We start from the raw sequence: 24,395 nt of genomic DNA on the forward strand, positions 1-24,395 counted from the left end.
CGGTAGATGCCTCAGCCGTGGCGCACCTGTCTTTTGAAACCCAAAGCTGTCCTGTGGGGTCCGTGGCGAGACCTGGCGTGCCGACCACGGGGCGGCGCCTGTCCCAGCTCGGACCTAGGCGCTGTGGGGCACGGGGGCATGGGATGGGGCGGGGTATCAGGCTCGGTTCGGTGCATCGGCCCTTGGCGGGCCAGAGCGTGAAACAGGGATCACCCCAAGGCATCGAAGGTGGTGGGGGCCGGGGGCCGGGGCGGCGCGGGCCGAAGGCAGGAGCGAAGCCCCGAGTCCCCGAGCCCCCACAGGCCCGCGTGTGGGCCTGTGGGGTGTGATCCCAAGTAGCGGCGGCCGGAAGAGCCACCAGGCCAGAGCTCCGGATGGCCGAAGGCCAAGAGACCCCCGCTCCCCCTCCCGAAGACCTCAGGGACTCAACAAGCCGTAGGGCCAGGCAAGGGGCTGTGGTGCTGTCCTGGGGGTGGCGAAGCATGGGAGAGCTGAGGTTCCCCGCGCTGCTGCTGAAGGGTTCTGTTCATTCCAAGTGCGCCACGGCTGAGGCATCTACCGAACCCCACAAGCCGAAGACCCAGGTGGGGGCCGGGGGAGCCACCCCTCCCCCGCCCAACGGGCGGGGCTTGATGAAGTAGAGAAACCTGTAACAGCTTCGGACCCCCTCGCCCATGAACACGGTATGTATGGATTTGGGCACTCTGTGAATTTCTCCGGTTCTCGCCTTCGCGCATGGCCTAGGCCACCGGTACGGTGGAACCACCCTAGGGACCTGGAGGTCGATCAATGCCCGAAACGGCGAGGCAGATCGCCGATGACCTACGGGCACGGATCGATGATGGTGAGTTCGGGCCTGGCGCTCGGCTTCCAGGGGAACCCGCGCTCGTCAGGGACTACGGCGTAGCCAAGATGACAGCAAGCGGCGCACTGAAGTTGTTGATCGCGGAGGGTGTGGCAGTCTCGCGTCCCGGCTCCGGTACGTACGTACGGGAGTTCAAACCGATCCTGCGAGACGCGACGAAGCGGCTCTCTCGTGACCAGTGGGCTGCGGGCAAGTCGATCTGGTCGGCTGACATTGGTGAACGGCCTATGACCGTGGCTGATGTTGAGGTGTACGAGGAGCAGGCTCCTCGCTGGGTGACCCGCGCCCTTGGCCTCGATGGAGGCTCGCTCGTGGTCGTGCGGAGTCGTCGATTCCTGGTGGACGGCGAGCCGGTACAGCGAGCCGTCTCCTACTTGCCGGCGGAGTTGGTGCGCGGTTCGCGCATCGCAGAGCCGGACTCTGGGCCGGGTGGAACCTACAAGCGCCTCGCGGAGTTGGGCGCAGAGCCGGTTCATTTCAGCGAAGACCTACGTGCCCGAATGCCCAGCTCCGAAGAATCGTCGGCGCTGTCGATCCTTCCCGGCACTCCGGTGATCGAAATCTGCCGCACGGCATACACGGAGGACGGTCGCGCCGTGGAACTCAATCAGATGCTGTTGGACGCCGGCGCTTACGCGTTGCGCTACAGCTTCGGAAGCTGACCCCCAGTCAGAAAGTAGTGCTCGCAAGCAAAGGCCCACCCCGGTGGGCCTTTTTGCTGCCCTCACTCCTGCGCGGGGCGGCTCGCCCAGAACGGGACCCTTGACCTCCCTAGGGAGGTACGCTTTAATCTCCCTAGGGAGGTTGATACCACTCCCGTTCTCGCCTCCAAGAGGAGCACTTCATGCCGTCCTTCAAGATCGACCTTTCAACCGCTGTCGTGTTCGTGGCGACGCCGGCCGTACCGAAGGTGATCAGCAAGCAGACCGGGGAGCGGGCCATGGACCGGGAGACCGGTGCGGCGCTCTCAACAGTGGGCCTGCTGATCTCGGACGAGGGGGAGGGGAACCTCTATCAGGTGACCGTGCCCGAGACAGGGATCTCCGAGAGCCTGACGCCGGGCATGCCGGTCTCGGTGATCGGCCTCAAGGCCCGTGACTGGGAGAACGAGTTCAACGGCCAGAAGCGTCACGGCATCTCGTTCCGCGCGGTCGCGATCTCTGCGGGGGGCTGATCATGGACCTCCGGACCTGCTTACTGCTGGCCGCTGTCGCGGTAATCGCCGGCGGACTCGGCTTCGCGAAAGTCCGCGCTCCTCGCGTGTACTGGTCGCTGGTGGGCCTGCCGCTGACCTGGGGCCGGTTCACGGTGACTTACCGGTCCACGATGGAGGTGTGCGGGCTGACCGTGCAGCCCTCGGGTCTGCGGGCGTTCATGACTCGCAACGTGGCCCGCCGTGAGGTCCGGCCGGTGCCCCCGAAAGTCCGCCGAGTGCGGCCCACCTCCACCGGCTTGCGGATCTCCCTGCGGCTTCCCGCGGGCTTGGAACCGGCGGACGTGGCGGCCGCTTCCGAACGGTTGCGGCACGCCTGGGGGGTCCGTTCGGTGCTCGTGCGGGAGACCCGTCCGGGCATCGTCGACTTGCGGATGACCGGCTACGACGTTCTTAATCGGGTGCGCATGCCGCGTCGCTCCAAGGTCGACGGTCCGATGGTCGTTCCCGTCGCGCTGCGGGAGGACGGCTCGGTGTTCGTCCGGGACTATCGCAAGGTGCCGATGGCGCTGACCCTGGGCGCCAATCAGTCGGGCAAGTCGATGTATCAGCGCAACCTGGTCGCCGGCCTGGCCAAGCTGCCGGTGGGCCTGGTGGGTATCGACTGCAAGCGCGGGGTGGAACAGAGCCGCTACGCGCCTCGCCTGTCGGCGCTGGCGACCACCCCGCAAGAAGCCGGGCGCCTGCTCGAAGTGCTGGTCACCGAGATGGAAGACCGCTTCGATCTGCTGAGCCTGCACGGCGTCTCGGACCTGTGGGATCTGCCCGAGGATGCCCGGCCGGTGCCGCTGGTGGTGCTGGTCGACGAGGTGGCCGAACTGTTCCTCGTGGTCGCGAAGAAGGACGAGGCGGCTCGGGACCAGATGGTCATGCAGATGGTCCGGCTCGCGCAGCTGGCCCGCGCGATCGGCATCTATCTGGAGGTCTGCGGGCAGCGCTTCGGCTCCGAGCTGGGCAAGGGCGCCACCACGCTCCGAGCCCAGCTGACCGGCCGGGTCGTGCACCGCGTCAACGACAAGCAGACCGGCGAAATGGGCCTGGGTGACATCGCCCCCGACGCGGTCCAGGCCGTGACGACGATCCCGCCCGACCGCCCCGGCGTCGCGGTGGCCGGCGACTCCTCGGGCGGCTGGTCCCGCATCCGCACCCCCGCCATGTCCCCCGCTGAGGCTGCGGCCGTCTGCCGAGAGTTCGCGTACCTGACCCCGGAGCTGGCGTTCTTGGCCCCGTTCCGTCCGATCGTGCGCTCCGAGCCGACACCGGAGCCTGCCCCGCCGCTGGTCGCTCCCCGGCCGGTCACCGAGTAACAGCGCACTCCGCTACCCCGGTCGGCGTGACCGTCTCGCGCCACGTCCCTACCCCGCCCATGCCGGAAGTTGGGAGTTCACCACATGGCCGCACGCAAGCCCGTCGCCAAGTCCAGGGCGAAGAAGTGCCCGGAGTGCAAGGGCAAGGGCGAGATCACCGAGACCGTCCGGGTCGGCGCCCGCAAGGGCCGCGCCACCGCCGATCAACAGGCCGCCCTGTGCACCACGTGCTGGGGCTCGGGCGAAGCCACCGACTGAACCCGCCGGGGCCGGGCGGCCGGACACGATCCCCGCCCCGCCCCCGGCTCAACCCCCCGAAGGAGGTGAGGACATGACCCGCTCGATCCGCGTGGACGCGGTGCTCGTGCAAGCCGTCATCGCCGGCGCCCTGTCCTTCGCCCACCTGCACGACCTTGCCGCCGCCGCGGGACAGGACGGCTGGAAGGCCTGGGCCTACCCGATCTCGGTCGACCTGCTGTTGGTCGCCGCCTGGCGCCGGCTTCGCGCCGGTGGACCGACCGGACTGGCCTGGTGCTGGTTCTTGATCGCGCTGGTCGCCTCGCTGGGCGCCAACGTGGCCACCGCCGGCTTCCTCGACATGCAGCATCCCCCGGCCTGGCTGCGGTTCGGCGTCGCCGGATGGCCCGCGCTGGCCTTCCTCGGCGGCACCCTCCTGGCCCACTCGCCCAAGCAAACCGACCACCGGATGCCGGTTCCGCCGGCGCCCGCAGCCCCGGCCCCCGCCCCTGAAGCCACCACGCCCGAGCCGGAATCCGAGCACGAGGAGATCCCTGTACCGGACCCTGCCCCGGCCTTGCCCGAAACGTCGACTCCCGCGGTTCCGCCGGCGCTGATCGAGCACGCCCGGAAGGTCGCCACCGAGCACCACACACGGACCGGAAACCGGATCGACGCGGCCACCCTGCGCGCCCGGCTCGGGGTCCCCGAAGCGCTCGCCAACACGCTCGTGACCCAGCTCGCCTGAGCCGAGAGGAGAAACACCGTGACCCGCCCGAACCGCTTCTACGACCTGATCCGTATCGGCCCCGTCCAGGTCGGTACCTACAACAACGGACGCGGACGCACCAAGCACACCGCCGCCTGCACCGCCCCGAATTGCGGCTTCTCCACCGAGCACGGCAACCGATCGGCCGCTGAACTTGCGGCCCGCACCCACCGCTGCACGGCCTGACAAGGGAGAGCCGTCCCATGCGACTGCCCGACGAACAGCTCCATGCCGGTCACATCCCCGCCGATCTCTACGAGCGGCTTCCGCCCGGCACCGACCCGCGAGCGGTCGTGATCGTGCAGGAGGCTCCCCGCTCCTACAAGGGCCCGATCCTGCTGACCCTGGCCATCACCGCCGGGTGTGCGGTCGTGCTGCTGGTGCTCGCCTTCGTCGTCCAGATCATCGCCGCATCGATCATCGCGGTCCTCTCCGCGACCTGCGGGCTGAGCTACACCCTCAACCGCGCATCCAGGAATGGCCGTTCGTCCGGCCGCATCGCCAAGGGGCGCTCGCGCTCACCTCGCCGGCGCCCTACACGCTCCCGGCCCGCTCGGTCCAAGAGCCGCTACCGCAAGTACTAGCGCCCTCCGGGGCGGCCTCGGTCGCCAAACTTCCGCCGCCCCGGACGGCTTCACCCCATCCAGATCGACCAGACCCGAAAGGGAGACCTTCATGATGCACCAGCCCACCCCGCCCCCGCCCATCTGCAAGGACTGCGACGGCTTTCCCACCGTGGCCATCACCACCGGTGCCCGCCACGGCGACGGATCCCGCGTCACCCTGCACGTCGACTGCCGCACCTGCACGGGCAGCGGCCGTGTCCGCCTCTCGGGCAAGCAGGAGGTGAACGCGTAATGCCTCGACGTTGGAGCCGCGGAACGGACCGCATCCTGTCCGACGAACTGGACAGCGACTACGACCGCGCCAAGCAGGTAGGCAGCGCCCACCAGCGCCATGACGGCGACCGCTCGTCACAGCGCTCGTCCGGGGACACGTCCGGGCCGTCGTGCGACTCGGCCAGCACGCCCAAAAAGCGCGGGTGGTTCTCATGATCCTCCCGCCCAACGGGTCGCGTGTCCTGGACTTGTTCTCCTGCTCGGGTGGGGCCGGCTTCGGCTATCACCTCGCCGGGTTCGAGGTGGACGGCTGCGACATCGCCGACCGCCCTCGCTACCCGTTCACCTACCACCGGGGCGATGCGCTCGAATACCTCGCCCATCTGATCGCCACCGGTGAGATCGCCCGGTACCGGCTCGTGCACGCCTCCCCGCCCTGCCAAGCCGGCTGCGCTCTCACTGTCGGCACGAACCACTCGCAGGGCTGGGGCGCCTCGCACACCGATCTCGTGGCGGCCACGCGGCACCTGCTCGATCAGACCGGATTGCCGTATGTGATCGAGCAGCCCAACGGCCGCGCCGAGATCCGCAAAGACGTCTCCCTGTGCGGGGAGATGTTCGGGCTCGGCGTGCTGCGTCACCGCAACTTCGAGCTGGGCCGCTGGGCCACCGCGAGGCCAGCTCACCCCAAGCACCGGGGCTACGTGCGTGGTCATCGTCACGGCGTCCGGCGGGAGGGCCCCTACGTGGCCGCTTACGGAGAAGGCGGCGGCAAAGCCACCGTGTCCGAGATGCAGAGCGCGATGGGCATCACCTGGACCGACGTTCGCGAAGAACTCACCGAAGCGATCCCCCCGGCCTACACCCGGTGGATTGGCACCGCCTTCCTGACCGCCCGGCAGGAGGTGTTCGCGTGAACGACACCGCCCCTCTGGCGGGTCTCGACCCGGCCACCCTCAGCGACGTGCTGAGGGTGGCCGGCGCCGACGACTTCGACCGCTGGCACGAGCAGATCCGCCGTACCGGAGGCTGCTCCGACCCGATCCGCCTCACCGGCGGTACCAAGACCATCGACCCGGCCACCAAGACCGTGCTGCACGCCTACAGCACCGGCCACGAGCCGGGCGGCACCCTCCGACTGGCCTGCGGCAACCGCCGTGCCTCGCGCTGCCCCTCCTGCGCCTGGACCTACGCCGGCGACACCTACCACCTGATCCGCGCCGGACTGGTCGGCGACCCGGACAAGGGCACCCCGCACACCGTGCGCGATCACCCCCGCGTCTTCGCCACCCTCACCGCCCCCTCGTTCGGCCCCGTCCACAACCGCCCGGGCAACCGGCCCTGCCGCTGCGGCCAACGGCACGCTGAAGATGCGTCCGAACTGGGTACCGCCCTCGATCCGGCCACCTACGACTACGCCGGGGCGGTGCTGTGGAACAACCATGCTTCGGACCTTTGGCGCTACTTCACGATCTACCTCCGCCGGGAGATCGCTGCACGGGCCGGACTCACACAGAAGGACGCTCGTGAACAGTCGCGTGTCTCCTTCGGGAAGGTCGCCGAATACCAAAAGCGCGGGGCCGTCCACTTCCACGCCGTGATCCGCTTCGACGGGCCTGAAGGACCCGATACCCCGCCCCCGCCCTGGGCCACCCTGGCTCTGCTCGACGACGCGATCCGTGCCGCCGCTGCCCGTGTCGCAGTCGACGTACCCCCGGCCGACGATCAACCCGCCCGCACCCTCGGCTGGGGCAAACAGCTCGATGTCCGCCCCATCAAGGCGTTCGGAGAGGGATCCGAGATCACCGAACTGGCTGTCGCCTCCTACGTCGCCAAGTACGCCACCAAAGCAGCCGAGACCACCGGCGCCGCTGACGCACCGATCCACTGCCGCAAGTGCCAGGGAACCGGCCACTCCTCCGTGTACGAGCGTCCCGGCTCGCTGCTCAGCCAATGCGCGGGCTGCCACGGCACCGGACTGGGAGAAGACCTTGCCCGCCTGGAGATCTCCGCACACGCCCGACGTCTCATGACCGCCTGCGTCGACCTGCAAGCGCACTACCCCGAGCGCGTGCTAGCTCGCTGGGCCCACATGCTCGGCTTCCGCGGCCACTTCTCCACCAAGTCCCGCCGCTACTCCACCACCCTCGGCGCCCTCCGTCAGGTCCGCGCCGACTACCGCGCCGCCCAACAACGCGCAGCCCTCGGCCTGCCCGACCCCGACGAGAACCCGGAGGCAACCACGCTCACGCTCGCCCACTGGTCCTACGCCGGACACGGCCACACCCCCGGCGAATCCTGGCTCGCCGCCTCAATCGCCCGGGACATACAGCTCAACCGAGAAACAGCCCGCGAAGCCCTGCAAGACCAACTCGACGTGGAAGGAGCCGCAGCATGACGACGACAGTGATCCAACCGAAGTGGCACACGACCAAAGAGGTCGCCGCGATGCTCGGCTACGGCCTCTCCAAGACCAAGATGCTGGTGCTCACCGGCGAGATCCGTTCCATCAAGGACGGGGGGAGCCGCCGCATCCTTCCCCGCTACGTGGATGAGTACGTCGAGCGTCGCGCCCGCCTGGCTGAGGAGGAAGCAGCATGAGCGGCAAGCGCGGCAACGGTGAAGGCTCCATCTACCCGTACAAGAATGGCTACGCGGCCTACGTCTGGGTGACCAAGCCGGACGGCACACGGGCCCGGAAGTACGTCTACGGCAAGACTCGTGAGGAGACACACGAGAAGTGGCTCAACCTCCACGCAGAAGCGAAGAAGGGGCCCGTCGCCACTCGGCACCGCACGGTGTCCGCCTTCCTCACGTACTGGCTCGACTCGATCGTTAAGCCAAACCTCGCCCCCCTGTCGTACGTGTCGTACGAGGGCTGCGTGCGCCTCTACATCGCTCCCTACCTCGGAGCGAAGCGGCTGGATCGGCTGTCTGTCCGGGACGTACGCGAGTGGCTGACCAAGCTGGCGACGGTCTGCCAGTGCTGTGCTCAGGGCAAGGATGCGAAGCGCGCACCGGCACGGCGGCAATGCTGCGCGGTCGGAGACTGCTGCGAGGCGTACCCCTCTCGCCGGGTCATCCAGGCGTCCCGCGATGCCCTGCGGGCTGCCCTGACGCATGCCGTCTCCGAGGAGGAGATCAATAGGAACGTCGCTTCTCTGGTGAAGGTGCCCAAGCCGCGTCGTCGCCGGATCAAGCCGTGGTCGGTCGCCGAAGCCGGTCAGTTTCTCACCGACGCTGCCGCTCGGGATGATCACCTGTTCGCCGCGTGGATGCTGGTTCTCTGCCTCGGCCTGCGCCGCGGTGAGGTCCTGGGGCTGACGTGGAAGTCCGTCGATTTCGATGCTGGCGAGTTGTACGTGGATCACCAGATCCAGCGCGCCGGCCGCGAGATCCTCCACCGCGAGACCAAGACCGAGGACTCGGACGACTTCCTGCCCCTGCCCGCGCTCTGTCTCAAGGCTCTGCGGATGCGTCGGGCCCAGCAAGCCGGGGACCGCAGCGCCGCCGGTGACGCCTGGCAGGACAGGCACGGCCTGATCTTCACCACGAAGTACGGGACCCCGATCGAGCCGGGCAACATGACCCGGATGTTCGCCCTGCGGGCTAGGCGTGCCGGTCTCCGTGTGATCCCGCTGCGGAACACCCGGCACACGTGCAGCTCGCTCCTGGTGGCCCTGAAGGTGCACCCGAAGGTGGCGCAACGCATCCTGCGGCACTCGCAGATCGCCATGACGATGGAGGTCTACGCGGAAGCGAGCGAGGAAGAAGTGCGCTCGGCACTCGATCAACTGTCCGGCGCGATGGACGCCACCGGCTGAGGCGGTTGCTGTACTTCGCTGCTGTACGGGCAACGCAAGAGGCCCCCGGATGATCTCCGGGGGCCTCTTGCCTGTGTGCACTCGGCAGGATTCGAACCTGCAACCTTCTGATCCGTAGTCAGATGCTCTATCCGTTAAGCTACGAGTGCTTGATTTTTCTGTTTTCCGTCTTCGCTCTCCGGCCTTTGGGCCCGTTCGCGGCGACAGGAAGAACATTACATGACCGCCGCCGCCATGTGAAATCCGTTAGCCACACCGCTTGCGACCTGCGTAAACGTGCCTCCCGGCGGGGAAACGCCGAAGCCCCGGTCCAGGGGACCGGGGCTTCGGGATCTTGCAGCGGAGGCGGAGGGATTTGAACCCTCGATGGGATTTAAGTCCCAAACCGCATTAGCAGTGCGGCGCCATAGACCGGACTAGGCGACGCCTCCAGCTTGCACACCTGCGCGAGCGCGGGGTGCGTGCAGATGATGACACAGCCGAGCGGCGTGTCACCAATCGCGGCTTCCACGGTACTAGTCGGGCGGCCCGCAGAGCAAAGCGTCTTTCCGCGCCCGCAACGTCGCGGCGTCAACGGCGTTAGACGCGGTAGAGCCCGTACGTGTTCGCGTACCCGGTATCCCGCACCCAGTGGAGCCCCGTCATGCTGCGCCGTCTCGTCCTCACCGCCGCCGCGTCCCTCGCCGCGCTGTCCGCCGCTCCCGTCGTCGCCCACGCCGACATGGGCTCCCTGCCCCTGTCGACGCCGCTGACCGAGCCGGCCCCCGACCGGCTCACGGTGGAGGTCACCGACGCCGGGGACGGGTACGACGGGACGTACAAGCTGGAATGTCACCCGTCGGGCGGTACGCACCCCCAGGCCAAGGAGGCGTGCTCGAAGCTCGACGAAGGCACGTGGGGCCGTGACACCTTCTCGCCCACGCCCGCCGACTCGATCTGCACCATGCAGTACGGCGGCCCCGCCACCGCGCACGTCACCGGCACCTGGCACGGCCGGCCCGTCGACGCGACGTACAGCCGCAGCAACGGATGCGAGATCTCCCGGTGGAACAAGCTCGTCCCGGTGCTGCCCGACATCGCGCGCTAGCCCCGGCGATCGGTTCTGGCCACAGCCGTGACCGGTTCCCGGCCACGGCTGAATCCGTCCGCCCGCCACCCCGTCGTGACCAGGCGGTACGGAAGCCTCACATCTTCTGCGTGCGACCTCCCTCTCATCCGGCGTCGCGCGCACAACCTCTCCCCGTAGACTCCCTCCCGTGACACGCCGCGGGCCGCGGGGCAAGATGGCCTGGGCGAGTCGGCAAGCAGCAGTAACCAGGGAGGAAGCGTCGTCGTGAGCAGCAGGCCATCCCGAGGCGCTGCTCGCCTCGCAGCCATACTCGACGCGCTTCCGGACGCGCTGGTCCTCGTGAACGCGAACGGGACCGTCGTGAACGCGAACGCGATCGCGCTCGAGGCGTTCGAGACGCCGGGCACCGCCCTCGTGGGGCGCGGGCTCCTCGATCTGTTGCCGGAGTTCGACTCCCGGCTCATTCCCGGATCGATGCGCAGGCCCGAATCCATCGACGAGCGCGGGCGGACCAAGCCGACGCGGATGACCGCGCGGCGTACGGACGGCAGCGAGTTCCCCGTCGAGGTCACCAGCTCGAACCTCGAGGACATCCGGGACGCCTACGACAATTACGGCTACACCGGCGACGAGTTGCTCATGCTCGTCGTACGCGACCTTTCGGGCGCCGTGGACACCGAGGCCGAACTCGCGCGCTCCCAGCGGCAGACCGAGATGATCCTGCGTGCCGCCGCCGAAGGCGTCGTCGGGACGGACACCGACGGACGGGTCGTCCTCGTCAATCCGGCCGCCGCGCAGATACTCGGCTTCCGGGCCAGCGACCTGGGCGGGCAGGAACTGCACAACCTGGTGCTCCACTCGCGCGCCGACGGCGAGCCCTTCCCGTACGAGGAGTCCCCGCTCGCCGACACCCTGCGCTCCGGGCGCAAGCACCGGGTGCGCGGACAGGTCCTGTGGTCCAAGAGCGGCGACCGGGTCGCGGTCGACCTGACGACGGCTCCGGTGCGGGACGGCGACCAGCTCGTCGGCGCGGTCATGACGTTCACCGACCGGCGGCCCTACGACGCGCTGGCTGAGGAGCACGAGGCCGCGCTCGCCGCGCACGCGCAGGAGATGCAGGCCGCGACCGAGCGGCGCACGGAGGAGCTGCGGGCCGCCACCGAGCGGCACGCCGCCGAACTCGCCGCCGCCGCCGAGCAGCGCGCCGAGGAGATCGCCGCCGAGCAGGAGCGGTACGCGGCGCTCGCCGAGCGCGAGAAGGACCGGTTCGAGGAGCTCGCGGAGAGCGAGAAGGCGCGGTACGACGCGCTGGCCGCGCGGCACGAGCAGCTGCTCGCCGTGCTCGGGTCGTCCCTGCGAGGTCCGCTCGACGAGCTGCGGCGCGAGCTGGCGGCTCTCGCCGCCGATGACGCCGGGCAGTTGTGGCCCGAGGCGAATCAGGTCCTTCATCACCTTTCGGCCGGGTACGCGCGCATCACCACCCTCGTCGACAACGTGCTGGGCTTCCAACTGCTCGACTCGGGTGCCGATCAATTGTCGTGCGTGAAGGTCATGCTCGACGCCGTCGTCGCGAGCGGCGTCGAGGGCGCGGTCGAGCTGATCGGGCCCGGACGCGCGCAGTTCGCGGTGCACGCGCCGCCGATCGAGGTCGAGGTGGACCCGGGGCGGCTCGCCACGGCCCTCGCCCACCTGGTCGCCGACGTGGCGGGCATCGACGCCACGGGCAACGCGCGCGCCGGCGCCGCCCCTTCGGCCGTCACCGCCGGTGGGTACGTGGACTCGACCGTGGTCGTGGCCGCCGCTCAGCGCGGCGAGGTCGTGCGCATCGAGGTGCGGGGGCCGTACGCCGGGGGAGACCCGGTGCACGAGCCGATCGTCCGGGGCATCGTGCGGGCGCACGGCGGCGTGCTGCAGACGCACGAGGTGCCGGGGATGAGCGGCACGGCGTACGTTCTTGAGGTGCCGATCGGTGCGGGGGGCGGGGCGGTCTCCGTTGCCCCTGCGGTGGTTGGCGGTGCCTTGGACTCCTCCGCCGGGGCCTCGGACGGGGCCTCTGGTGGAACATCTGGTGGGTCCTCTGGCGACTCTTCCGTCGGCTCTTCCGTCGGCTCTTCCGTCGTGGTGCCCGCGCAGGCTTCTCCCGCCACGGGTGGCGGGAGGCGACGGGCCCGGCGTGCTGCCGGCCCCTCGGTGGACTCGTTCCTGGAGAGCTCGGTTTCCGGGGACGCGACTTCGGGGGGCACCGGCGCCGACTCCCTGGGCGGGGCTGCGCCCAGTGGGACCGGGCGGCGGCGTGGTCGGCGTGCGGCGGAGGCTGAGGCCGCGCAGGCGGCTGAGGCTGCGGGGGCTGCTGGGGCTGCTGGGGCGCAGGCTGCGGTTGCCGCTGAGGCCGCGGCTTCGGTCGAGGCACCCGTTGCTTCGGCGGCGCCCGCGCCGGCCGAGGCTTCTCAGACTTCTGGTGGTACCGGGCGGCGGCGTGCAAGGCCCAGCGTCGCGGAAGGGTCGGCGGGTGCCGCAGGCTCTGCGGGCTCTGTGGGCTCCGTGGTGACCGCCGCCGAGCATGCCGCCGGGTCGGCGGCTCTGGGGCAGACGGTGCCGCCGCAGGGTGTGCCGGTGCCCGCGGGTGGCGTGGCTCCTGCCGGGCAGCGGGCTCGGCGGAGCGATGAGCAGTTGGCGTTGCCGCCCGCTCTGCCTTCGGGTGGTGGCGGGCAGGAGGGTGCTGCCGCCGGGGGTTCCGGGGGCAGTGGCTCCGGGGGCAGTGGTACCGGGGGCAGTGGTACCGGGGCCGGGACGGCTATGGCTGTCGCGGGGTCGCCCGGCTCCACCGGTGACGCGGGCGAGGCCTCGCCCCGGCCGACGGGACGGCGCCGCCGCGCGCTGGCCGCCGCCAAGGAGCGGGCCGCCGCCGAGGAGGCTCCCAGCGGGCGCGTCTTCGCGCTGCCGCCCGCCTCCGCGGACCAGGACGACACGGGTCAGCACGAAGCGGCCCTGCACCACCCCGCCGACGACCACACCCCGCCGCAGCCCCACCCGGCACAGGCGCCGACGGGCCGCCGCCGGTCGCGTCCCGCGGGGGACGCGCAAGGGACCCCGCCCGCCGGTACTCCCTCGCAGCCCACGACGTACGCCGAAGGCACTCCCGCGCGAGGCGTCCACACACCCGGCAGGGGCGTCGCGCTCCCGCCCGAGCGCGGTACGGAGGAGCGGGCCGCGCAGCCGCTGCCCGCCGAGGCCGCGCCCGGCGACCCCAACTCGACGCAGGGGCGCGCGATCAGCGTGCGTACGCTCGGGCAGGGTGTGCCGTTCGGCCAGCAGATCGCCGAGCAGCAGCAGCGCCGCCTCGGGCTCCAGCAGGGCCAGGCTCCGGCCGCGGCACCGCAGAATCCACAGGCACCGCAGAATCCGCAGAATCCGCAGATCCCGCAGGCACCGCAGCCTCCGCTGCCCCCGCAGGCGCCTCCGGCCCAGCAGGCCGCCGGGGCCGCGGGGCCGGTACCGCCGCGGGCGCCTGCGAAGGACCAGGAGCAGGCCAAGGCCGCCACCCCGGCCCCGTCCGCCCCGGCCCCGTCCGCCCCGGCCGCCCCGCGGTCCACCGCGGGGCCTCTGCCCACCGCGGGCCCGCTGCCCGAGCAGGCGCCGGGGCAGTCGCAGTCCCACACCCTCGGCGGTGGCGGCTCGCTCGGCGGCTCCGTCAGTGGCTCGGGGCGTCGCCGCAGGCTCTCCACTCCCCCCGACCCCGCGGCGGACGACCGCCCCGAGGCCGCGGCCCGCCCGCACCCCCAGGCGCAGGCCCACCCGCAGTCCCGGATCGCGTCCTCCAGCGAGGGCACGGGACGCTCGTACGCGATCGGCGCACCGGACGAGGACGCCGACGAGGGCCCGGAGCCGCTGGACGGCCCCGGCGGCGCCGTCGAGGTCGCCAACCGTCCCCAGCCGCAGCCCATGGACGACGAACTGCCGCCCGAGCCGCTGGACAACCCGCGCCGCCTCCTCGTCTGGCCCGCGCCCGACGTCACCACCCAGCAGGCGCTGAGCGACCGCGGCTACCGTCCCGTGATCGTGAACTCCCGCGAGGAGGTCGACGCCCAGATCGCCGCCTTCCCCGCGGCCCTGTTCGTGGACCCGCTGACGGGACCGATCACGCGTACGGCGCTGCAGTCGCTGCGCACGGCCGCCGTGGCCGCGGAGGTTCCCGTGCTCGTCACGGCGGGCCTCGGCCAGGCGACGCGCGAGGCGGCGTACGGCGCCGACCCCGCCGTACTCCTGAAGGCCCTCGCACCGCGCGACAGCGAGCAGCACCCGCCGCGCGTCCTGCTCATCGAGGAGCACGAGGAGATCGCGCTCGCCCTGACCGCGACGCTGGAGCGGCGCGGCATGCAGGTCGCGCGGGCCGAGAGCGACGCGGACGCGGTGACGCTCGCGGCGCAGATGCGGCCGAACCTGGTGGTGATGGACCTGATGCAGGTGCGTCGGCGCAGGGCCGGGATCATCGACTGGCTGCGCGCGAACGGCCAGTTGAACCGCACGCCGCTCGTCGTCTACACCGCCGCCGTCGACCAGACGGAGCTGCCGCGGCTCGCGGCGGGGGAGACGGTGCTGTTCCTCGCGGAGCGCTCGACGAGCACCGAGGTGCAGGGCCGCATCGTGGACCTGCTGGCGAAGATCGGTACGAACTAGGCCTCAGGGCGCGGACATACGGCGATGCGCCGCCCCCCCCCTGTGGGGGAGCGGCGCATCGGTATCGCGGGTGAAGCCCTGCGTCAGAGCTTGGTGACGTCCAGCTCGCCTTCGGCGTACTGCTTGCGCAGCACCTTCTTGTCGAACTTGCCGACGCTCGTCTTGGGCACGGCCGGCACGATCGCCCAGCGCTCGGGCAGCTGCCACTTGGCGATAGTGCCCGCGAGGAAGTCGCGCAGGGCCGCGTATTCGAGGCTCGCGCCCTCCTTCAACACGACCGTGGCGAGCGGACGTTCGCCCCACTTGTCGTCGGGTACGGCGACGACCGCCGCCTCCGCGACGTCCGGGTGGGCCATGATCGCGTTCTCCAGCTCGACGCTGGAGATCCACTCGCCGCCCGACTTGATGACGTCCTTCGCACGGTCGGTGAGGGTGAGGAAGCCGTCGGGGGTGATCACGCCGACGTCGCCGGTCTTCAGCCAGCCGTCCGCGCTGAACTTGTCCTCGGGCTTGAGGTCCTCGCCGCCCGCGCCGCCGTAGTAGGCGCCCGCGATCCACGGCCCGCGCACCTCCAGCTCGCCCGCGGCCTCGCCGTCCCAGGGCAGGTGTTCGCCGCCGGGGCCGACCAGGCGGGCCTCGACGCCGGTCGGGAAACGGCCCTGGGTCAGGCGGTAGCCGAACTCCTCGTCCGTGCCGATGGACTTGGCCGGCGGGCGGGCGACCGTGCCGAGCGGGGAGGTCTCCGTCATGCCCCAGGCGTGGCAGACGCGCATGCCGAGCTTGTCGAACGCCTCCATCAGCGAGGGCGGGCAGGCCGAGCCGCCGATGGTGACCTGGCCGAGCGAGCTGACGTCACGCGGCTTCGCGGTGAGCTCGGCGAGCAGGCCCTGCCAGATGGTGGGGACGGCGGCCGCGTGCGTGGGCCGCTCCGTCTCGATCATCTCGGCGAGCGGCGCGGGCTGGAGGAAACGGTCCGGCATCAGCATGTTCACGCCCGCCATCAGCGTCGCGTGCGGCAGACCCCAGGCGTTGACGTGGAACTGCGGGACGACGACGAGCGTGGTGTCCGCGTCCGTCAGGCCCATCGACTCGCTCATGTTGACCTGCATGGAGTGCAGGTAGATGGAGCGGTGGGAGTAGACGACGCCCTTGGGGTCGCCGGTGGTGCCGGAGGTGTAGCACATGGCGGCGGCCGTGCGCTCGTCCAGCTCGGGCCAGTCGTACGTCGTCGGCTTGGCGGCGATCAGGTCCTCGTACTCGTGCACCTGCGCCTGGATCCCCGCCAGCGGCGAACGGTCGCCGGGGCCCGAGACCACGAGGTGCTCGACGGTCGGCAGCTGCGGCAGCAGGGGCGCGAGCAGCGGGATGAGGGAGCCGTTGACGATGACGACGCGGTCGGCCGCGTGGTTCACGATCCAGGTCAACTGGTCGGCGGGCAGCCGGAGGTTGAGGGTGTGCAGGACGGCGCCCATACAGGGGACCGCGAAGTAGGCCTCGACATGCTCGGCGTTGTTCCACATGAAGGTGGCGACGCGTTCGTCGCCGTCGACCCCGAGGTCCTCGCGCAGCGCGTGCGCCAGCTGGGCGGCGCGTTCGCCGATCTCGCGGAAGCTGCGGCGCTGTGGAGCGGCTTCGCCGGTCCACGTGGTGACCTGCGACGACCCGTGCACGGTCGTCCCGTGCCGGAGGATGCGGGTGACGGTCAGTGGTACGTCCTGCATCGTGCTCAGCACGGCGTCCTCCCGGTGGGCGCGCGGCATTCATCCGGGGCGGCTCCCGAATGACCTACCTGGCAGTAGGGCTCGCCAGATTCTTGCCGCATACCGCACGGTATGTCACTAGGTCGGGAGAAGAAAGGTCCGGCGGAACTGCGACGATCAGCGGACCGGGGTCCGGCGGGCTGCCGCGAACCGGGGCCGGCGAGCTGCCGCGATCAGCGGACCGGGGTGAGCTCCGGGTCCTCGCGCAGCTTGCCGAGCGCACGCGACACCGCGCTCTTGACGGTGCCGATGGAGACCCCGAGCACCTCGGCCGTCTGCGCCTCGCTGAGATCCTCGTAGTACCGCAGGACGACCATCGCCCGCTGCCGCGCGGGCAGCTTCATGATCGCGCGCCACATCGCGTCCCGGAGCACCTGCTGTTCCGCCGGATCCGCGACCGGCGTCACCTCGGGCTCGGGCAGCTCGTCACACGCGAACTCGTCGACCTTGCGCTTGCGCCACTGCGAGGTCCGGGTGTTCAGCAGGGCCCGGCGCACATAACCGTCGAGCGCCCGATGGTCCTCGATCCGGTCCCACGCCACGTAGGTCTTGGTGAGGGCGGTCTGGAGCAGATCCTCGGCATCGCTCGGATTCGCGGTCAGCGAGCGCGCGGTGCGCAGCAACACGGGCTGACGTGCCCGTACGTACGACGCGAACGACGGATACGCCGAAGGACTCGCTGTCCGCGTCGCGGCCTTCGATGCGCTGGTGCACATGGGCACCATGGATACGGTCATGGCTCCACGCTAGAAGCGCCCCCTACTTCTGCGGATCGGCCGCAGGTCCCTAAGAGGTGTCCGCCTCAGGTTGTACGCGGGGTGGTAGCCCCACCTCCTGAAGGTGGAGGAGGCGGAGCGTACCCCTGAGGGTTCACCCCTGAGAGGCCGTACTCCGGTACGGCCCGACGGCCGGGCCCGACGGCCGGGCCCACGGTCCGGCCCGGGTGGTCTCCCGCCCTAGCCGATCCGGGCCACCGGCGCGTGCACGAGGTTCCGGTCGATCTTCAGCGTGCGTCCGCCGTGCCGCTCCTTCACGTTCCCCGCGTACTGGTGGATGCGCCGCTCAGGGTGCCACGCGCCCTTGCTCAGCGCGGGCTCGCGGTACAGGTGGGGCCGCGTGTGCCAGCGCGCGAACCACATCACCCCCGGCAGGTCCCGCACTCCTGCCTTCCGCGCCGCCTCCATGTGCCGTACGCCGGAGCTCGCACTGCTGTAGAACCCCGGTACGTACCCCAGCCTGCGCACCTCGCGGTCCCAGGCCCGCACGAAGGCCAGCGTGCCGTGGGCGCACTCCTTCTGCCGGTAGCTGTACGCCTCCATGTCCAAGTAGAGCGGGCTGAGCCGCCGCATCCCGAGTGCCTTCGCCTTCCGTACCGCGTCACGCCCCTCCCGTGTCCCCTGCCGCACGGGGTACCGGCCCATGCGTACGTGCTTCTTGTGCTTCGCGATGACGCAGGGCGACTGCGAACCGACGTACACCGGCAGCACCTTCCACCCCTGCCCCCGCACAGTGCGCATCCAGGCGCGGTTCAGCTGAGGCTGGCGCTTGCACGCCCGGCCGCGGCCCGCGTAATAGACGCCCACCGCTCCGTAGGCGGAGGCCTTCCAGCGGCGCATCGTGTCGGCGGACGGGGCGAGGCAGGTGTCGAAGGCCTTGCCCCGGAAGGTCGAGACCCCGGCGGGCCACCCAGCCGCACGGCCCTCAGCTCCGCCCCCGGCTCCGGCTCCGGCTCCGGCTCCGGCCCCGACTCCGGCTCCGGCCCCAGTTCCAGCTCCAGCTCCGGACCCAGCTCCGGCCTCGCGGCCCACGGCCTCGGCCCGGCTCACGGCGATGGTCGGCGGTACGCCCTCGGCCAGGGCGGTGAGGGCGACGGCGAGGACAAATCCCATCATCAGCTTTCTGCAACGCATACGCAGAGTGAAGGGCCCGGAGCCCGCGCCACGCACGCGCCACGCCCGGAACACGCGCCGCGTTCAGCCGTCCGCCGCCAGAATCAACCCCGACGTGGGGACACCGGTGCCCGCCGTGACCAGAGTGCGCGCGGCGTCCGGTATCTGGTTCACGGACGTGCCGCGCACCTGTCTGACGGCCTCCGCTATGCCGTTCATCCCGTGCAGATACGCCTCCCCGAGCTGCCCCCCGTGCGTGTTCAGCGGCAGCGCCTCCTCGGCCACGAAGTCCGCCGCCTCACCCGGCTCGCAGAAACCGAACTCCTCCAGCTGCATCAGCACGAACGGCGTGAAGTGGTCGTAGAGAATGCCCACGTCCATGTCCCCGGGCGCCAGACCGGAACTCCGCCACAACTGCCTTGCCACCACGCTCATTTCGGGCAGCCCGCTCAGGTCGTCGCGGTAGAAGCTGGTCATCTGCTCCTGCGCCCGGCCCGCGCCCTGGGCCGCCGCCGTGATCACCACCGGCGGATTCGGCAGATCCCGGGCCCGCTCCACGCTCGTCACGACGATGGCCTGCCCACCGTCGGTCTCCTGACAGCAGTCCAGGAGCCGCAGCGGCTCGACGATCCAGCGCGAGGCGGCGTGATCGGCGAGCGTGATCGGCTTACCGTGGAAATAGGCCGCCGGGTTGGTCGCCGCGTACTTCCGGTCGGTGACCGCCACATGGCCGAAGGCGTCGGGGGTCAGGCCGTAGGTGTGCAGATAGCGCTGGGCCGCCATCGCCACCCAGGAGGCCGGGGTCAGCAACCCGAACGGCAGGGCCCAGCCGAGCGCCGCGCCCTCCGCCGACGGCTCCCTGTGCTGCACGCCCGAGCCGAACCGCCGCCCCGAACGCTCGTTGAACGCGCGATAACAGACGACGACTTCGGCCACTCCGGTCGCCACCGCGAGCGCCGCCTGCTGGACGGTCGCGCAGGCCGCGCCTCCGCCGTAGTGGACGCGTGAGAAGAACGAGAGCTCCCCGATCCCGGCCGCCTGCGCGACGGTGATCTCCGGGTTCGTGTCCATGGTGAACGTGACCATGCCGTCGACGTCGGAGGGGCCGAGCCCGGCGTCGTCGAGCGCGAGGCCCACCGCCTCCACGGCGAGTCTGAGCTCACTGCGCCCCGAGTCCTTGGAGAACTCGGTCGCCCCGATCCCGACGACGGCCGCCTTGCCGCCCAGGTGATCGCGCGTATGTACGCTCATGCCGCGCCCCCCGCCGACGCCTCGCGGTGCGCCCTGCCGGAGACCTTGCCGGGCGCCTTGCCGGGAGGCCCGTTGGACGCCCCCACGGACTTCCCGACGGACGCAGCGCCGGACGCCCCGCCTGGTGGCCCGGCGGAAGCCCCGCCCGGGACCGTGACCCTGACCGTTCCGGTGACGTGCTTGCCGATGCCGTTGGCCCCGACCACCCGCACCGTGGCCGTATCGCCCTCGACCTGCTCCACGGAACCGGTCAACACCATCGTGTCCCCCGGATAGTTCGGCGCCCCCAGCCGTATCGCCACCTTGCGCAGGATCGCCCCGGAGCCGAAGTGGTCCGTGATGTACCGGCCGACCAGGCCGTTCGTGGTCAGGATGTTCATGAAGATGTCGGGGGAGCCCTTCTCCTGGGCGGCCACCGAGTCGTGGTGCACGTCCTGGTAGTCCCGCGACGCGATCGCACCGGAGACGATCAGCGTCCGGGTGACCGGGATGGTGAGCTCCGGCAGCTCGTCCCCGACCCTCACGCGGCCCTCTCCTCCTCCGACATACCGTCCCCCCGTCATCCCGTCCCCTCCTGCGCGCTCGCGGCGATCAAGTCGCCCATCTCCTGCAGTACTTCGCTCCCGCTTCCCAGGTAGGCGTCCAGCTGCCGCCCCCACAGGAAGTGCCGGTGCACGGGGTGGTCGAGGTCGGCCCCCATGCCGCCGTGCAGATGCTGGCCCGCGTGCACGACGCGCTTGCCGCCCTCCGACGCCCACCACGCGGCGGTCAGCGCATGCGTGCCGTACGGCAGTCCCGTGTCACGGCGCCAGGCCGCCTCGTACGCCGTGACCCGTATCGCCTCGGTGTCCATATGGGCGTCCGCTGCCCGGAGTTGGACCCCCTGCTTGGCCGCGAGTGGCCGCCCGAACTGCTCCCGCTCGTTCGTGTGGGCCACCGCGCGGGCCAGCGACCCCGCGCACACCCCGGCCTGTAGCCCGGCGAAAGCTGTCCGCGCGCTCGCCAGGACGTCGTCGTACGCCCCCTCCCCTCCGATCCGCTCCCCGGGAGTCCCGGCCAGGACCAGCCGCCCGGCCGCCCAGGGCGCGGTCAGCTCCACGGGCTCCGCCTCCGCGTCGGCCACCCGCACCCTCCACAGGCTGTGCCCACCCCCCGGCGCGGGATCACGCACCGCCACCAGGACCTCCGTGGCATCCCGCAGCCAGGGCACCCAGGGCACCACCCCGGTCAGCGCCCCGGTCGACCCGCCGGCCGGCGCCCCAGTCGTCCCGTCGGCCGGCGCCCCCTCCGCGGAGGCCACCACGCCGCCCCGCGCCGGGAACGCCCCCGTCGCGACCGCCGTACCGTCCCGCAGCCCCGGCAGCAGCCGCCCCCGCTGCTCCGCCGTGCCGTGCGCCGCCACCGCGAGCAGCCCATAGACACAGCTCGCCGCGAACGGCACCTGTGCCGTCGTCCGCCCCTGCTCCTCGACCAGCAGCACGAGCCCGAGCAGCCCGACGTCCTCCACCGCACCCGGCAGCCCCGCCGCGCACAGCGCCTTCCACAGCTCGGCATCCGACCCCGTGCCCGCCGCCGCGAGTCGCTCGGGTGTGGACAGGTCTCCGAAGATCTCTCCGGCAAGGTCCCGCGCGGCGGCCTGTTCTTCCGTGGGTGTGAAGTCCATGTCAGACCTCGCCCCCCGTCATGCCCTCGACGACCCGGAACACCGGGAGCTCCAATTCCTTGTCCACCTGCTGGAATTCGAGCCGCACCGGCTGACCGATCCGCACCTTGTCGCTGGGCAGGCCCACCACATTGCTGACCATGCGCACGCCCTCCGCCAGGTCGATGAGCCCGACCGCGTACGGGGGATCGAAGGCGGGGAAGGGCGGGTGGTGCATGACGACGTACGAGTAGATCGTGCCCTCGCCGCTCGCCTCGACCGTGTCCCATTCGAGCGACCCGCAGGCATTGCAGCCGGGCAGCCAGGGGAAGCGCAGCGCCTGGCAGCCACCGCAGCGCTGGATCAGGAGCTGGTGCCGGGCCACGCCTTCCCAGAACCCGGCGTTGTCCCGATTGATCACGGGGCGGGGCCGCTTGCCCTGGGGTTTCCGCTGCGCTGGCGCGTACTTGAGAATCCGGAAGCGGTGCGTGCCCGCCGGCTCGCCGCCCGCTCTGACGTCCATCCGGGTCGTGACGAAGTGCCCCGTGCCCAGCTTCGTCGTCTTGCGCTCCGACACCGACTCGATGACCGCGTCGAAGGTGATCTCGTCCCCCGGCCGCAGGGCCCGCAGATACTCCTGCTCGCAGTCCGTGGCGACGACCGAGGTGTACCCCGCGCCGTCCAGGAGCGCGAACAGCTCCTCGTGAGCGGGCGAACGCCCTTGGTGCCCGGAGAGCCCACCCATCGTCCAGGCCTGGAGCATGGTCGGCGGCGCGATCGGATCCGTCCCCGCGTAGGCCGAGTTCGCGTCCCCCATGGCCTCGCACCAGTGCCGGATCATCGGCTCGTTCACCGGGTCCTTGCCCACGCCCGACGTGGCGGCCGCCCGCCCCTCGAACGCCTTCAACGTCTCGTACGAAAGATCGGTCACCGCCGTCCCCTCCGCATCCCGAGGCGCATCGTCGCCACGATCTCCCGCTGCACCTCGCTCACCCCGCCCCCGAACGTATTGATCTGTGCCGCCCTGTTCATCCGCTCCAACTCCCCCTCACCACCCGTGCCGAGCGCCAGGGCCCCAGGTGAACCGGCCCGCACCAGACCGGTCTCGCCCGTGACTTCCTGACATATTCGGTACACCTCCACCGCCGATTCGGTTCCCATGAACTTCACGCCACTCGCGTCTCCCGGCGCCAGCGCGCCCGCCCCGACATCCCCCACCAAACGCCAGTTGAGCAGGCGCGTTGCCGCAATCCGTGCCTGCGCTTCGGCCAATCTCGACCGGACCCACGGAGCGTCAATCCGGCGTTCGCCCGTCACCGGATCGGGTGTACGGGCGAAGGCGAGGGCCGCGGCGTAGAAGTCCTCGGCCTGCATGCCGATCGCGGCGAGCGCCACCCGCTCGTGGTTGAGCTGGTTGGTGATGAGCCCCCAGCCGCCGTTCTCCTCGCCGACGAGATTCGTGGCGGGCACGCGGATCCCGTCGTAGTACGTCGCCGTCGTCGTCAGACCGCCCACGGTCTCGATGGGCGTCCACGAGAATCCGGGGGCGTCGGTCGGCACGAGGATGATCGAGATGCCCTGGTGCTTGGGGGCCTCTGGGTCGGTGCGGCAGGCCAGCCAGATCCAGTCGGCGTTCTGGGCGTTCGACGTGAAGATCTTCTGCCCGTCGATGACCCAGGCGGCCTCCGTCCCCGCGCCTTCGCCTTCCGTCTCCCCCTCGCGCACCGCCCGCGTCCGCAGCGAGGCCAGATCCGTCCCCGCCGACGGCTCGCTGTACCCGATCGCGAACACGAGATCGCCGCTGAGGATGCGCGGCAGGAAGGCGGCCTTCTGCTCCTCGGTGCCGTACTTCATGAGGGTCGGCCCGACGGTGTTCAGGGTGACCATCGATACGGGCGCGCCCGCGCGGTAGGCCTCGTCGAAGAAGACGAACTGCTCGTCGGGACCGCGCCCCTGGCCGCCGTACTCGACCGGCCAGCCGAGGCCGAGCATGCCGTCGGCCCCGATGCGCCGCAGCAGTCGGCGCTGGCCCTCCAGGTCGTTCCCTTCGGGCGGCCCGCCGGGCATCAGATCTCGGAAGTACGCGCGCAGTTCCGCGCGCAGCTGCTGCTGGCGTTCGGTGGGGGCGAGGTGCACGGGGGCGGCCTCTCCTTCGCGTACGGCGTCCGCGTACGGGCGGCGCACCGACGCGCCGCACCGACAATGGTTTCTGACTGTCCGTCAGAAACTGTCGTGGTGTCAAGAGATCACCCGGGATGCGGTCGCCATGAGATCGCCCCACACCCGAGCGCCATGAGGTCGCCCCACACCCGAGCGCCGTGGGATCGCCCCGTATCCGAACGCCGTGGGATCGCCCCGGCTTCGCGAGAGATCACCCGAGGCGGGAGGGCGTACCCCGAACACGCCTGCGCGGCGGTGCAGATGCACCGCCGCGCAGAACGTCACACACCCCATCGAGCGGGCCCCGGGAGGTGTCCCGGAGGGCCGTCACCTCACCAGAGGTGGGTGAAGTTGACGGCGACGTTCTCGTTCGACTGGTCGATCGCCGTGAACGCCGAGCCGTTCACCTGGGCGGTGTTGTTCTGGTTCGAGGCGCCCGAACCGACTGCCTGCTGCTGCGACGTGGACGAGTTGCCGCTGTTGTTGCCGCCGACGCCGCTGCCGTTGACAGTCGCCACGCCGGCATTCGATCCGTCGTTCGCGAAGGAGCCGTTGTCGGCCGTCGCGACACCCGTGAAGAGTGCGGCAGCCAGGGGCAGGGCCGCGGCTGCAGCGATGACGCGGGCGGTACGGATGCTTGCCATGTGAATTCCTCCGTTACGGGGGTACGCACCGGCGACGCGCCGGGAGTACCTGAAGTGCGGCTTGTTCCGGGGCAGTTGGCCGACCGCCCCTGGTGTTCTGCACGACGTCGCGACTCCAGAGTTGCCCACCGAATCCCCGGCGAACCACCCCGGAAGCCCCAATTCCCCCGCAAGCGTGAGTACAAGTCGATAAACATGCTTGGCTCCCACAAAGCCCCTGCTCAGCACCTAAAAACCCGCCCAAACCCA

Annotated in this window: 22 protein-coding genes, 2 tRNA genes and 1 pseudogene; 14 read left to right on the plus strand and 11 right to left on the minus strand. The window is 70.7% G+C overall.

What is annotated here, in order from left to right; translation table 11 throughout:
* Positions 1-789 precede the first annotated feature (789 nt).
* The 12 genes from ACZ6ZP_RS41970 to ACZ6ZP_RS42025 all read left to right on the plus strand — a co-directional run bounded on the left by ACZ6ZP_RS41970 (position 790) and on the right by ACZ6ZP_RS42025 (position 9,054).
* The gene (locus ACZ6ZP_RS41970; RefSeq protein ID WP_469410494.1) at positions 790-1,527 is read left to right on the plus strand and encodes a GntR family transcriptional regulator; all 738 of its coding nucleotides are present in this window, start codon (positions 790-792) and stop codon (positions 1,525-1,527) included.
* Between the two features lie 182 nt (positions 1,528-1,709).
* On the plus strand, positions 1,710-2,039 hold the full coding sequence (locus ACZ6ZP_RS41975; RefSeq protein ID WP_469410495.1) for an SCO3933 family regulatory protein: 330 nt from the start codon (positions 1,710-1,712) through the stop codon (positions 2,037-2,039).
* A 2-nt stretch (positions 2,040-2,041) separates the two neighbouring features.
* A complete protein-coding gene (locus ACZ6ZP_RS41980) occupies positions 2,042-3,385 on the plus strand; it encodes an FtsK/SpoIIIE domain-containing protein (RefSeq protein WP_469410496.1) in 1,344 nt (447 codons plus the stop codon).
* A gap of 84 nt (positions 3,386-3,469) precedes the next feature.
* Complete coding sequence (locus ACZ6ZP_RS41985) at positions 3,470-3,643, plus strand: hypothetical protein (protein ID WP_469410497.1); 174 nt, start codon at positions 3,470-3,472, stop codon at positions 3,641-3,643.
* A gap of 73 nt (positions 3,644-3,716) precedes the next feature.
* Positions 3,717-4,370, plus strand: a complete 654-nt coding sequence (locus ACZ6ZP_RS41990; protein ID WP_469410498.1) for a DUF2637 domain-containing protein — start codon at positions 3,717-3,719, stop codon at positions 4,368-4,370.
* Positions 4,371-4,388: 18 nt separating this feature from the next.
* Positions 4,389-4,577 carry a mobile element transfer protein gene (locus tag ACZ6ZP_RS41995; protein WP_469410499.1) on the plus strand — a complete coding sequence of 63 codons (189 nt, stop codon included), beginning with the start codon at positions 4,389-4,391 and terminating at the stop codon, positions 4,575-4,577.
* Between the two features lie 17 nt (positions 4,578-4,594).
* Positions 4,595-4,975 carry a hypothetical protein gene (locus ACZ6ZP_RS42000; RefSeq protein WP_469410500.1) on the plus strand — a complete coding sequence of 127 codons (381 nt, stop codon included), beginning with the start codon at positions 4,595-4,597 and terminating at the stop codon, positions 4,973-4,975.
* Positions 4,976-5,069: 94 nt separating this feature from the next.
* Positions 5,070-5,249 (plus strand): hypothetical protein, encoded by a 180-nt coding sequence (locus tag ACZ6ZP_RS42005; protein WP_469410541.1) that lies wholly within the window; start codon positions 5,070-5,072, stop codon positions 5,247-5,249.
* Between the two features lie 193 nt (positions 5,250-5,442).
* Positions 5,443-6,147, plus strand: coding sequence for a DNA methylase (locus ACZ6ZP_RS42010; RefSeq protein ID WP_469410501.1), 705 nt, complete (start codon positions 5,443-5,445; stop codon positions 6,145-6,147).
* The gene (locus ACZ6ZP_RS42015; RefSeq protein WP_469410502.1) at positions 6,144-7,628 is read left to right on the plus strand and encodes a replication initiator; all 1,485 of its coding nucleotides are present in this window, start codon (positions 6,144-6,146) and stop codon (positions 7,626-7,628) included. The genes ACZ6ZP_RS42010 and ACZ6ZP_RS42015 overlap by 4 nt, the downstream gene beginning before the upstream one ends.
* On the plus strand, positions 7,625-7,831 hold the full coding sequence (locus ACZ6ZP_RS42020) for a helix-turn-helix domain-containing protein (protein ID WP_469410503.1): 207 nt from the start codon (positions 7,625-7,627) through the stop codon (positions 7,829-7,831). The genes ACZ6ZP_RS42015 and ACZ6ZP_RS42020 overlap by 4 nt, the downstream gene beginning before the upstream one ends.
* Positions 7,828-9,054 carry a site-specific integrase gene (locus tag ACZ6ZP_RS42025; RefSeq protein WP_469410504.1) on the plus strand — a complete coding sequence of 409 codons (1,227 nt, stop codon included), beginning with the start codon at positions 7,828-7,830 and terminating at the stop codon, positions 9,052-9,054. The genes ACZ6ZP_RS42020 and ACZ6ZP_RS42025 overlap by 4 nt, the downstream gene beginning before the upstream one ends.
* Before the next feature lie 76 nt (positions 9,055-9,130).
* Here the strand turns inward: ACZ6ZP_RS42025 and ACZ6ZP_RS42030 are convergent.
* Together ACZ6ZP_RS42030 and ACZ6ZP_RS42035 are read right to left on the minus strand one after the other, a co-directional pair.
* Positions 9,131-9,203 (minus strand) — tRNA-Arg (locus ACZ6ZP_RS42030).
* A 191-nt stretch (positions 9,204-9,394) separates the two neighbouring features.
* Positions 9,395-9,485: transfer RNA gene (locus ACZ6ZP_RS42035), tRNA-Ser, on the minus strand.
* A gap of 212 nt (positions 9,486-9,697) precedes the next feature.
* Between ACZ6ZP_RS42035 and ACZ6ZP_RS42040 the strand changes: the two genes are divergently transcribed.
* Both ACZ6ZP_RS42040 and ACZ6ZP_RS42045 read left to right on the plus strand, forming a co-directional pair.
* On the plus strand, positions 9,698-10,141 hold the full coding sequence (locus tag ACZ6ZP_RS42040; protein WP_351167398.1) for an SSI family serine proteinase inhibitor: 444 nt from the start codon (positions 9,698-9,700) through the stop codon (positions 10,139-10,141).
* Between the two features lie 246 nt (positions 10,142-10,387).
* Positions 10,388-14,800, plus strand: coding sequence for a PAS domain-containing protein (locus ACZ6ZP_RS42045; protein WP_469410505.1), 4,413 nt, complete (start codon positions 10,388-10,390; stop codon positions 14,798-14,800).
* A gap of 83 nt (positions 14,801-14,883) precedes the next feature.
* On the opposite strand, the gene ACZ6ZP_RS42050 is transcribed toward ACZ6ZP_RS42045, so the two are convergent.
* From ACZ6ZP_RS42050 to ACZ6ZP_RS42090, 9 genes and pseudogenes are all read right to left on the minus strand, one after another.
* Complete coding sequence (locus ACZ6ZP_RS42050) at positions 14,884-16,533, minus strand: long-chain fatty acid--CoA ligase (RefSeq protein ID WP_366462437.1); 1,650 nt, start codon at positions 16,531-16,533, stop codon at positions 14,884-14,886.
* A gap of 200 nt (positions 16,534-16,733) precedes the next feature.
* Positions 16,734-17,297, minus strand: a complete 564-nt coding sequence (locus tag ACZ6ZP_RS42055; RefSeq protein ID WP_249588982.1) for a SigE family RNA polymerase sigma factor — start codon at positions 17,295-17,297, stop codon at positions 16,734-16,736.
* 219 nt (positions 17,298-17,516) lie between these two features.
* On the minus strand, positions 17,517-18,452 hold the full coding sequence (locus ACZ6ZP_RS42060) for a DUF1906 domain-containing protein (RefSeq protein WP_469410506.1): 936 nt from the start codon (positions 18,450-18,452) through the stop codon (positions 17,517-17,519).
* A gap of 81 nt (positions 18,453-18,533) precedes the next feature.
* A complete protein-coding gene (locus ACZ6ZP_RS42065; protein WP_469410507.1) occupies positions 18,534-19,700 on the minus strand; it encodes a lipid-transfer protein in 1,167 nt (388 codons plus the stop codon).
* Positions 19,701-19,837: 137 nt separating this feature from the next.
* Positions 19,838-20,224: pseudogene (locus tag ACZ6ZP_RS42070) on the minus strand (MaoC family dehydratase); the annotation flags it as partial.
* A 35-nt stretch (positions 20,225-20,259) separates the two neighbouring features.
* Positions 20,260-21,363: an acyl-CoA dehydrogenase family protein gene (locus ACZ6ZP_RS42075; RefSeq protein WP_469410508.1), complete on the minus strand. Its 1,104-nt coding sequence runs from the start codon at positions 21,361-21,363 to the stop codon at positions 20,260-20,262.
* Between the two features lies 1 nt (position 21,364).
* Entirely contained in the window at positions 21,365-22,273 is a 909-nt protein-coding gene (locus ACZ6ZP_RS42080; protein ID WP_351167388.1) for a bifunctional MaoC family dehydratase N-terminal/OB-fold nucleic acid binding domain-containing protein, read from the minus strand.
* The gene (locus ACZ6ZP_RS42085) at positions 22,270-23,478 is read right to left on the minus strand and encodes an acyl-CoA dehydrogenase family protein (RefSeq protein WP_469410509.1); all 1,209 of its coding nucleotides are present in this window, start codon (positions 23,476-23,478) and stop codon (positions 22,270-22,272) included. Before ACZ6ZP_RS42085 ends, ACZ6ZP_RS42080 begins: the two co-directional genes overlap by 4 nt.
* Positions 23,479-23,834: 356 nt before the next feature.
* Entirely contained in the window at positions 23,835-24,146 is a 312-nt protein-coding gene (locus ACZ6ZP_RS42090; protein ID WP_351167384.1) for a hypothetical protein, read from the minus strand.
* Between the last annotated feature and the right edge of the window lie 249 nt (positions 24,147-24,395).

Source organism: Streptomyces sp. NPDC054047, from assembly GCF_055585065.1.